Origin of the sequence: uncultured Serinicoccus sp., assembly GCF_947500995.1 — a bacterium.
GTDB lineage: Bacteria > Actinomycetota > Actinomycetes > Actinomycetales > Dermatophilaceae > Ornithinicoccus.
Genome location: NZ_CANMUA010000013.1, coordinates 48,553 through 58,744, shown reverse-complemented (window position 1 = coordinate 58,744; position 10,192 = coordinate 48,553). Strand labels below are relative to the sequence as shown.

At 73.7% G+C, this 10,192-nt stretch carries 9 protein-coding genes; 1 reads left to right on the top strand and 8 read right to left on the bottom strand.

Annotation, left to right across the window (positions count from 1 at the left end):
- Nucleotides 1-292: 292 nt before the first annotated feature.
- From tyrS to Q0967_RS16910, 4 genes are read right to left on the bottom strand one after another with little or no spacing between them, the layout of a single operon-like run.
- Nucleotides 293-1,555 (bottom strand): tyrosine--tRNA ligase, encoded by a 1,263-nt coding sequence (tyrS, locus tag Q0967_RS16925; RefSeq protein WP_298752816.1) that lies wholly within the window; start codon nt 1,553-1,555, stop codon nt 293-295.
- A 53-nt stretch (nt 1,556-1,608) separates the two neighbouring features.
- On the bottom strand, nt 1,609-2,334 hold the full coding sequence (locus tag Q0967_RS16920; protein ID WP_363321999.1) for a DNA-3-methyladenine glycosylase: 726 nt from the start codon (nt 2,332-2,334) through the stop codon (nt 1,609-1,611).
- Nucleotides 2,327-3,748, bottom strand: a complete 1,422-nt coding sequence (gene argH / locus Q0967_RS16915; protein WP_299451221.1) for an argininosuccinate lyase — start codon at nt 3,746-3,748, stop codon at nt 2,327-2,329. Before argH ends, Q0967_RS16920 begins: the two co-directional genes overlap by 8 nt.
- Nucleotides 3,749-3,760: 12 nt before the next feature.
- Complete coding sequence (locus Q0967_RS16910) at nt 3,761-4,270, bottom strand: arginine repressor (protein WP_298752820.1); 510 nt, start codon at nt 4,268-4,270, stop codon at nt 3,761-3,763.
- Between the two features lie 81 nt (nt 4,271-4,351).
- On the opposite strand from Q0967_RS16910, the gene Q0967_RS16905 reads away from it, so the two are divergent.
- Nucleotides 4,352-4,759, top strand: a complete 408-nt coding sequence (locus tag Q0967_RS16905) for an MmcQ/YjbR family DNA-binding protein (RefSeq protein WP_298752812.1) — start codon at nt 4,352-4,354, stop codon at nt 4,757-4,759.
- Between the two features lie 18 nt (nt 4,760-4,777).
- Here Q0967_RS16905 and Q0967_RS16900 read toward each other — a convergent pair whose 3' ends face one another.
- Genes Q0967_RS16900 through pheS form a run of 4 tightly spaced genes read right to left on the bottom strand, consistent with a single transcriptional unit; the run spans nt 4,778 to nt 10,182 of the window.
- Nucleotides 4,778-5,716 (bottom strand): aminoglycoside phosphotransferase family protein, encoded by a 939-nt coding sequence (locus Q0967_RS16900; protein ID WP_298752810.1) that lies wholly within the window; start codon nt 5,714-5,716, stop codon nt 4,778-4,780.
- A gap of 1 nt (nt 5,717) precedes the next feature.
- Nucleotides 5,718-6,488: an SDR family NAD(P)-dependent oxidoreductase gene (locus tag Q0967_RS16895; RefSeq protein WP_298752808.1), complete on the bottom strand. Its 771-nt coding sequence runs from the start codon at nt 6,486-6,488 to the stop codon at nt 5,718-5,720.
- Entirely contained in the window at nt 6,485-9,022 is a 2,538-nt protein-coding gene (gene pheT, locus Q0967_RS16890; protein ID WP_298752807.1) for a phenylalanine--tRNA ligase subunit beta, read from the bottom strand. Before pheT ends, Q0967_RS16895 begins: the two co-directional genes overlap by 4 nt.
- Complete coding sequence (gene pheS / locus Q0967_RS16885) at nt 9,022-10,182, bottom strand: phenylalanine--tRNA ligase subunit alpha (protein ID WP_298752803.1); 1,161 nt, start codon at nt 10,180-10,182, stop codon at nt 9,022-9,024. The genes pheT and pheS overlap by 1 nt, the downstream gene beginning before the upstream one ends.
- Nucleotides 10,183-10,192: the final 10 nt, after the last annotated feature.

The following is a 10,192-nucleotide window of genomic DNA, read 5'->3' as shown; positions in this document are numbered from 1 at the left end:
GGCACCAGCCATGGCAAACAAAACATGGCATCAAAAAACAAACACGCTGTTGAGTTCTCAAGAATCGGACACACACCATCATCCGTGCGCTTTCGCGCCGTGATGTCAGGGGCTTTCTTCTAGGTTACGCACCTGCGCTTCCGGGAGTCAAATCCCGTCCGAGCCCTGCTCGGACGCCGTCGGTGCGTGGTGCCGTACCCGGGACCGGCCACCTCTCGGTGTCCGTGCCTCCCTGTCGGTGCGGCGAGAGGAAACTCTAGGTGACGTTGGGCGCCGACCACAAATCTGCTGGTCAGGAGGCCTTTCGGACCGCTGCGAGGCTCTTGCGGCCGCGCTTGAGCAGGGCCACCTGGCCATGCAGGAAGTCGTCCTGGGCCAGCAGACGGTCCACGTCGTCGACGCGGGCGTTGTTGAGGCTGACCCCTCCCTCGCCGACGAGTCGGCGGGCAGCTCCCCTGCTGTCGGCCAGTCCGGTGCGCACCAGGGCGTCGAGCACGCTGTCGCCGACGTCCGCCGACCCACCGGGCAGCTCGGCCGTGGCGTCCTGGAGCGTGCCGGCCTCGAGCGTCGCCGGGTCGGCCCGCCCGAAGAGCACCTGGCTCGCGGCCTCGACCTGCGCGGTGGCCGCCGCCCCGTGGACGAGGGTCGTGACGTCCGCCGCCAGGGCCCGCTGCGCCTCGCGCAGGTGGGGCCGCTCGCGGGCTGACTCCTCCAGCGCGCTGATCTGCGCGGCGTCCCGGTCGGTGAAGACACGCAGCAGCTTGCCGGTCTCCTCGTCGGCCACGTTGATCCAGTACTGGTAGAAGGCGTAGGGCGAGGTCATGTCGGCCGAGAGCCACACGGCGTTGCCCTCGGACTTGCCGTACTTCATGCCGTTCTCGTCGGTGATGAGGGGTGTCGTGAGCACCTGGACCGAGGCACCCTCGACCCGGTGGATGAGGTCCACCCCCGCGGTCAGGTTGCCCCACTGGTCCTGCCCTCCGGTCTGCAGCGTGCAGCCGTACTCGCGGAACAGGTGCAGGTAGTCCAGCCCCTGCAGCAGCTGGTAGCTGAACTCGGTGTAGGAGATCCCCTCCTGGCTCTGCAGCCGCGCGGCGATGGCCTCCTTGCGGATCATCTGGTTCACCCGGAAGTGCTGGCCCACGTCACGCAGGAAGTCCAGCGCGCTCAGCGGTGCCGTCCAGTCCAGGTTGTTGACCATGATGACCGGGTTGTCCCCCTCGACCTCGAGGAACGGCCGGACCAGCTGCTGGATCCGGGCGACGTTGGCGGCAGCCTCGTCCTTGGTCTTGAGCACCCGCTCCGAGGTCGCCTTGGGGTCGCCGATGAGCCCGGTGGACCCGCCGACCAGGCAGATGACCCGGTGCCCCGCGCGCTGGAGGTGGCGCAGCACGATGAGCTGGACGAGGTTGCCGAAGTGCAGCGACGGCGCGGTCGGGTCGAAGCCGCAGTAGACGGTGATCGGTCCGTCGTCGAAGGCCTGGCGCAGCGCGGCCTCGTCGGTGGTCTGCGCCACCAGGCCCCGCCACCGCAGCTCGTCGAGGATGTGGGTCACCGTGGGGTCCTTCCGGTCGTGGGGGCACGAGATCGCGTCGTGGTGGGGCCAGCCTACTGTCGGCCCGACCGACGCCCCGACGTGCTGCGCGACCCGGCACGGCGCGGGGCCGCCGCCCGGTATGCCGACACCGTCGCCTCCCCCGTCAGCCAGAAGCGCCACGGGAAGAGCTCGGCCGAGCCTCCCTCCCCGCTCACCCCGACGCGTGGTCCCGTGCGGACGGCAGGAGGCAGCTCCGAGCGCGCCGCCCCCGTCGGCACCCGGAGCGAGAGCGGGGAGCCGGGACCGCACAGGTCCAGCCCGTCGTGCCGCCGGTCGAGCCCGAGCGCGCGCCCCAGGTTGCCCGGCCCGCGGGCCAGCTCGCGGTCGGGGACGGGGCTGGACCTCCCCTGCAGACGCCGACGCCGGGCCAGCGGCGCGCCGGCGACCACCTCCCCCGCCCGGAGCAGGACGGCCGACGCCGTGCCCGGCGGACCGGTCACGATGTTGGCGCAGCAGTGCAGGCCGTGGCTGAGGTAGACGTAGAGATGGCCGGCGGGACCGAACATCACCCCGGTGCGCGCCGTGGGTCCGCGGTAGGCGTGCGACCCGGGGTCGGAGGAGCCGGCGTAGGCCTCCACCTCGGTCAGCCGGACGGCTACCCCGTCGTGGGTGAGGACGCAGCCCAGCAGCCGGGGAGCCACCTCCAGCACCGGGCCGGACAGCTCCCTGCGCGGCAGCAGGCTCCCGTCCCCGCCCTGGCCGGGGGCCCCGGAGGGCACGGCCGGAAGATCAGTCACGGATGGCGGGCATCTCGCGCACCCAGTGCCGGAGCCGCGCGAGCTGCTTGAGCAGGTGCGCCCGCTGCTCGGTCACCCGCACCGGGGCGGTGCCCCCGTGCGCGTTGCGCGAGGCCAGGGAGCCCGGCACGGTGAGCACCGTGCGCACCCCCGGGTGCAGGTGGGGGCTGATGGAGGCCAGCGCGGCGTCGTCCAGGTCCTCCAGGCCGATGCCCCGCTCCTCGCAGTGCCGCACGCACGCACCGGCCACCTCGTGCGCGACCCGGAACGGCACGCCCTCGCGCACCAGCCACTCGGCCACGTCCGTGGCCAGCGAGAACCCCTGGGGCGCGAGCTCCTCCAGGCGCTGGGGGTGGAACGTGAGGGTGGCCACCATCCCCGAGACCGCGGGCAGCAGCACCTCCAGGGTGTCGACCGCGTCGAAGACCGGCTCCTTGTCCTCCTGCAGGTCCCGGTTGTAGGCGAGCGGCAGCCCCTTGAGCGTGGCCAGCAGACCGGCGTTGTCACCGATGAGGCGGCCCGCCTTGCCCCGGGCCAGCTCGGCGACGTCAGGGTTCTTCTTCTGCGGCATGATGCTCGAGCCCGTCGAGAACGCGTCGTCGAGCGTGACGAAGCCGAACTCCGCCGTGGCCCAGAGGATGACCTCCTCGGCGATCCGCGACAGGTCGACCGCCGTCATCGCCATGACGAAGGAGAACTCCGCGGCGAAGTCGCGCGAGGCGGTGCCGTCGATGGAGTTGTCGACGGCGCGCGGCATACCGAGGTCGTGGGCGACCGACTGCGGGTCGAGCCCCAGGGAGGACCCGGCCAGGGCGCCGGAGCCGTAGGGCGAGACCGCTGCGCGCTGGTCCCAGTCCACCAGCCGCTCCACGTCGCGCACGAGGGCCCAGGCGTGGGCCTGCAGGTGGTGAGCGAGGAGCACCGGCTGCGCGTGCTGGAGGTGGGTCCGCCCCGGCATCGCCACCTCGGGGTGGGCCGCGGCCTGGTCGACGAGCGCCTGCACCACCTCGAGCACCCGGGCGCCCAGCAGGCGGGCCTGGTCCCGGAGGTACATGCGGAACTGCGCCGCCACCTGGTCGTTGCGGGACCGCCCGGCCCGCAGCCGTCCTCCCACCTCCGGCCCGGCACGCTCGATGAGCCCCCGCTCCAGCGCGGTGTGCACGTCCTCGTCCGTGTCGAGGGCGACGAACGCACCCGAGCCGAGATCGGCGAGCAGCTGCCCCAGGGCCGCGAGCATGGCCTCGAGGTCGTCGTCGGACAGGAGCCCGGCCCGGTGCAGGACTCGGGCGTGCGCCCGCGACCCGGCCAGGTCGTAGGGAGCCAACCTCCAGTCGAAGTGCGTGCTCTTGCTGAGAGCGGCCAACGCATCGCTGGGGCCGCCGGTGAAGCGGCCTCCCCACAGGCTCACGGTCATGTCACCAGTCTGTCAGGTGCCGTCGCGCTGCTCGGGCTCGGCCGCCAGCGTGAGGAGCCGGTGCGCCGTGTCCGGGCCACCCGCGGGGTCGGTGGTGATGACGAGGATGGTGTCGTCCCCGGCGATCGTGCCCAGGATGTCCTCGGCGTCGCTGCGGTCGATGGCCGAGGCGAGGAACTGCGCGGCACCGGGCGGCGTGCGCAGCACCACCTGGTTGCCGACGGAGCGGGCGCTGACCAGTAGCTCCTGGCACAGGCGGGCGAGCCGGTGGCTGACCTCCACCTGGTCCTGGGCGGGCCGGGGGGTGTGGTCACCGCCCTCGCCGGGCACGGCGTAGACCAGCTGCCGCCCCCGTCGCACCTTGACCGCGTCCAGCTCGACGAGGTCGCGGGAGAGGGTGGCCTGGGTGACCGAGATGCCGTCCTCGGACAGCAGGTCGAGCAGCTGCCCCTGGGAGCCCACCGCGTGCCGTTCCAGCAGGTCGCTGATGCGCTGGTGCCGCGCGGCACGGGTCATGGGGATCGAGGTCACGGTGCACGAGTATACCGATGTCTGCATGCTTATGCATCACTGCGGCGGCCCCGGCGACGGTACCGTGCCGCCATGGCGCACCCGCTCATGGTGGACCCGGAGAGCCACGTGCTGACCCGTCTCCGGGGGATCTGCCTGTCCCTGCCCGGGGCTGCCGAGAAGACCAGCCACGGCCACCCGGCGTTCTACACCCAGCGGGTGTTCGCCTACCTGGGGGCCTCCATCAAGGTGGACGGCGCCTACGAGCGGCACCCGGAGGCACTGGTCGTCAAGCCCCACCCCGACGAGGCGCGGGCCCTGCTCGAGGAGCCGCGGTGCTTCCGGCCGGCGTATCTCGGACCTGCGGGCTGGGTGGCCGTCGACCTCGAGGCGGGGACCGACTGGACCGAGGTCGCCGAGCTGGTCGAGGAGTCCTACCGCGCGACCGCTCCTCGGCGTCTCGTCGCCGAGCTGGACACCCGTCGGGGAGGGACGGCCTGACCCGGGGCCTCCGGCGTCTCAGGACCTCGTGACGTCCCAGAGCTCCCGCGCGACCGCGACGGCCGCCTCCCCCCGGGACCGCTGGAAGGCACGCAGGGTCGGCAGGCCGGGTGCGGCCGGGCGCCGGGACGCGTCGAGCAGGAAGCCCGCCAGCCCGACGACGACACCGAGCACGTCCTCGCGCGTCGCGCCGAGCGCCAGGATCGCCGGGAGGTGCGGTCCGAGGTCCACCTCCCCGACCGCCCAGACGTCGACGAGCAGCGAGCTGGCATCGAACCACGCGGCCCCACGGCTCGCCCACGGCCAGTCGACGAGCCGCACCCGCCCGTCGGTCCCGACCAGCAGGTTGTCCGCGCGGACGTCGGTGTGCACGACCGTGTCGCCCGACAGCCGGCCCAGGGTGCGCGACGACAGGCTGTGCAGCTCGGCCAGCCGCGCCCCGAGCCAGGGGTCCAGGTCGGCGGGCGGGTCGTCCCGCAGCCGGGTCCAGCTGCCGAACTCGGCGGAGAGCTCCTCGGACAGGTCGGGCCAGGAGGCCGGGGCCCGGTGACGGGCGAGCTCGGTGAGCGCGGTGAGGGTGCCCTCCAGCTCGGCCCCGGTCCAGGGGGCGTGCGGGTGCCGGCCCTCCACCTCCTCGGTCATGACGGCGACCCAGCCGTCGTCGTCGAGGTGGGCGACGAGGGCGGGGGCGAGGTCCAGCCCCTCGGCGGCGAGGCTGCGCAGCACGCGCGCCTCCCTGCGGTGCAGGTCGGGCGAGTCCGGGTTGGGTCGGGAGCCGACCGCCTTGACGAAGGCGCGCCGACCCTCGGCGGTCCGGACCCGGTCCGCCGACCCGGGAGAGAAGCCGGCCGGTTGCGAGACCGCCTCGACGACGGGTCCGCCGAGGACCCGCGCGGCCCAGTCGTGGACCGGGGCGGGGAGGTCCTCCCACGGCGTCCGGACGCCGAAGCCGCTCACGTCAGGTGGCCAACGGGTCGTCCTCGCCCCACGGCCGCAGGCGCAGCATGCGGGCGCCCTCGGGCAGGCCGCGTGCTGACCACGCGCGCAGGGTGTCGAGGTCGTCCGCGCCCGCGCGCACCATCCGGCCGGAGAAGCCGTCGAGCTCGCCCGAGGCGAGGGCGAGGAGCAGGTCGGTCACGTCGCCCGGCGCCGTCCACTCGGTGCGGCCCTCGTGCATCCGCATCGAGTGGGTCATGTCCGTCTCGACGACGCCCGGCGCCAGGTCGAAGGCGAGGACGCCGTGCTCGGCGCCGCCGGCCGCCACACCGCCGGTGATGCGGGCCAGTGCCGACTTGGAGCCGCAGTACGCCGTGAGGTCGGCGCGTTCCTTGGTGCCCGACCCGGAGTTGATGTTGACGACCCGGCCGCCCCCCGCCTCGATCATGTGCGGCACCACCGCCCGGGTCAGCAGGAACGGACCGCGCACGTTGGTCACCATCACCTGCCACCACTCCTCGACGTCGGCCTCCCACAGCGGCACCTCGGCCTCGATGAGGCCGGCGTTGTTGACGAGCAGGTCGATCCGGCCGTGCTGCTCGACGACCCGGGCGACCGCCGAGGCGACCTGGTCGGCGTCGGTGACGTCGCACGGCACCCCCTCGGCGCCCTCGGCGACCGTGCCGGAGCGGGACATGCCGACGACCCGCCACCCCGCGCCCAGCAGCGCCTCGACCGCGAGGGCGCCGATGCCGCGCGACGCCCCGGTCACCAGGGCCACCCGGGCGCTCACCGCTGCACCGCCCCGTGGTCCTGGGCGGCCCGTCGGACGGCCGCATCCCGCGCCTCGTTGACCTCCTGCGTGGTCAGGGTCCGGTCCGGCGCCCGGAAGTGCATCCGGAAGGCCAGGGAGTGCCGGTCCTGCGCCACCTGGTCACCGGCGTAGACGTCGAAGAGCTCCAGGCTCTCCAGGAGCTCGCCCGCCCCCGCACGCAGCGACTCCTCGATCGCGCTGAAGCGGACACCGCGGGGCACCTCCAGCGCGACGTCGGAGGTCGCGAGGGGATGGGTGGACAACGGGCTGGCCTGGGTCCGGTGGTCGCTCGCCGCGACGAGGACGTCGAGATCCAGCTCGGCGGCACTGGTGCGCGCCGGGAGGCCCAGGCGCTGGACCACCGTGGGGTGGAGCTCGCCGGCCCAGCCCACCAGGGTCCCGTCCGCCAGGGTCAGGTCGACGCAGCGGCCCGGGTGGAAGGACGCCCGCTCGCTCTGCTCCCGGCGGACCTCCACCCCCAGGGCGTCCGCGACGGCATGCGCCCACCCGACGACGTCGACGACATCGACCGGGCGACCCCGGCCCCACCACCCGGACCGGTCGGCCTGGCCGGCGGCCATGACCGCCACGTGCCACGGCTGGGCGGGCACGGCGGAGCGGATCTGGGCCAGGACCTCGTCGTCGGGCTGCTCACCGACACCCGGCACCGGGGCCAGCGCCTCGCCCGCGGGCAGGGTCACGCTGTCGATCTCGAAGAGGGCGACGTCGCGGCTGCCCCGCGAGACGTTGCGGCGCAGCGCCTCCGGCAGCGTCTGCAGCAGGGCGGTCCGCAGCAGCGGCGCCTCGTCCGACAGCGGGTTGGCGAGCCGGACCGCATCGCGGTGCGGGTCGTCATCCTCCAGCCCGAGCTCGTCGAAGCGCTCGGCGCCGACGAAGGGGTAGGTGAGGACCTCCTGGAGGCCCTGCCCCGCCAGGGCGGTCGCCACCGCGCGACGGGCCCGCTGGCCGTGGGTCAGGCCACGTCCGCCGACCGCCCGGGGGACGACCGACGGGATCTTGTCGTAGCCGTCGATGCGGGCGACCTCCTCGACCAGCCCGGGGGCGTCGGTGAGGTCGGGACGCCAGCTCGGCGGCCGGACGGTGACCACCCGGTCGGCGGCCTCCCCCTGCACCTCGCACCCGATGAGCCGCAGGATCTCCAGCACCCGCTGCAGGTCGTAGTTGACCCCCACGTAGCGGCTCGCCAGCGTGAGGTCGAGGTCGACGACCGGCCGCTCCGGCCGCTGGTCGGCATCGGTGACCGCCGGGTCGGCGCTCCCGCCCCCGTGCTCCACGAGCAGGTCCACCGCCAGCTGGGCGGCGGCCGCCGTCACGTCCGGGTCCACCCCCCGCTCGAAGCGCTTGGCCGCCTCGCTGGAGAGCCGGTGCCGGCGCGACGTCCGGCCGACCGACCGGGCGTCGAAGTGCGCCGACTCGATGAGCACGTCGGTCGTCACCCCCGGGGTCACCTCGCCGTCCTCGCCGCCCATGACCCCGGCCAGCGCGAGCACCCGCTCGCCGCCGTCGGTGATGAGCAGGTCCTCGGGATCCAGGGCGCGGTCCACGTCGTCGAGCGTCGTCAGCCGCTCACCGGGGCGGGCCCGGCGGACCACGACGGGCCCGCCGAGCGTGGCCAGGTCGAAGGCGTGCAACGGCTGGCCGAGCGCCAGCATCACGTAGTTGGTCACGTCGACCGCCAGCCCGATGGGACGCATACCGGCCTCGGTCAGCCGGCGTGCCATCCACTCCGGGGTGGTCCGGGTGAGGTCGATGCCGCGCACCACCCGGGCGAGGTAGCGGTCGCAGCCCGGGATCCCCTCGAGCGGGGCCTCGTCGGCGAGCCGCACGGCATACCCCTCCCCCTCGCCGCGGTCGACGGGCAGCGAGGCGGGGTCGGTGTATGCCGCGCCCGTGGCGTGCGAGTACTCCCGGGCGATGCCCCGGATCGAGAAGCAGTAGCCGCGGTCGGGGGTGACGTTGACCTCGACGGTCTCCCGGTCCAGCCCGAGCACCCCGATGAGGTCGTCCCCGGGAGCCAGTCGCGCGACGACCTCGGCGGGCAGCAGGCGCGGCAGCACGAGGATGCCGTCGTGGTCCTCACCGATGCCGAGCTCGCGGACCGAGCAGATCATGCCGGCCGACACGTGCCCGTAGGTCTTGCGGGCGCTGATCGTCAGCGGACCCTGCGGGGTCGGCAGGCTGCCGCCGGGCAGGATCACCGCGACGAGGTCGCCGACCGCGAAGTTGTGCGCCCCGCAGACGATCCCCTGGGGCTCGCCGCTGCCGTTGGCGTCGCCGACGTCGACCTGGCACCAGTTGATCGTCTTGCCGTTCTTCTGCTCCTCGGGGGTCATCTCGAGCACCCGGCCGACGACGAGCGGGCCGCCGACACCACTGGTGTGCAGCCCCTCCTCCTCCAGCCCCACCGCCACGAGGTCGGCGGCGATCTGCTCGCCGGTGACGCCCTCGGGCAGCGTGACGTACTCGCCCAGCCAGTCGACCGGTACCCGCATCAGATCTCCATCCCGAACTGCGCGTTGAAGCGCACGTCTCCCTCGATGAGCTCTCGCATGTCCGCGATGCCGTGCCTGAACATCGCCGTGCGCTCCACCCCCATGCCGAAGGCGAAGCCCTGGTAGCGCTCGGGGTCGACACCGCAGGCGCGCAGCACGTTGTGGTGGACCATCCCGCAACCACCCCACTCGATCCAGCCGGTGCCGCCGCACGTCCGGCAGGGCGGGGCGGTCGGCTCCCCCCGGCAGACGAAGCAGCGGAAGTCCATCTCCGCGCTGGGCTCGGTGAAGGGGAAGTATGCCGGTCGCAGCCGGCTCACGATCCCGGCTCCGAACATCGCCTCCGCGAGCCGGTCCAGGGTGCCCTTGAGGTGGGCCATCGTCAGGCCCTCGTCGATGGCCAGCCCCTCGAGCTGGTGGAAGACCGGGGTGTGCGTGGCGTCGAGCTCGTCGGTGCGGAAGGTCTTGCCGGGTACCGCGACGTACAGCGGCACCCCGCGCTCGAGCAGCGACCGCGCCTGCACCGGTGAGGTGTGCGTGCGCAGCACCAGACCCGCCTTCGCCGGCTCGACGAAGAAGGTGTCCTGCATCTGCCGGGCCGGGTGGTCCTTGTCGAAGTTCAGCGCGTCGAAGTTGAACCACTCGGCCTCGACCTGCGGCCCCTCGGCGATCTCCCACCCCATGCCGACCATCGCGTCCGCCATGCGCTCGGCGGTGACGGTCAACACGTGGCGACGACCCAGCGGCCGGCGCCCGGGGGCGACCGTGAGGTCCATGGCCTCCTCGACGAGGATGCGCTCGTCCCGCTCGGCCTCCAGCTCCTGCTGGCGCCGCCCCAGCGCCTGGTTGACCCGCCCCCGTGCCTGGCCCACGAGCTTGCCGGCCGCGGCCTTCTCCGGGCCCGGGAGGCCGCCGATGGCCCGGTTGGCCTGAGCGAGCGGCGAGCGGTCCCCGGCGTGCGCCAGCCGGGCCTCCTTCAGCCCGTCCAGGTCGCCGGCCCGGGCGATCGCCTCGAGGGCCTGGGCGACGTCGGCCTCGACGCTCTCCTGGGTCAGCGCGGGCCCCGAGGACGCCGAGCCGCCCCCCTCGCGCGGCGACCCTCCCTCGTCGGTGCCTGCGGGCATACCGGCTGGACTGGGCTGACTGTTGGCGTCGGACACCTGCGCAAGT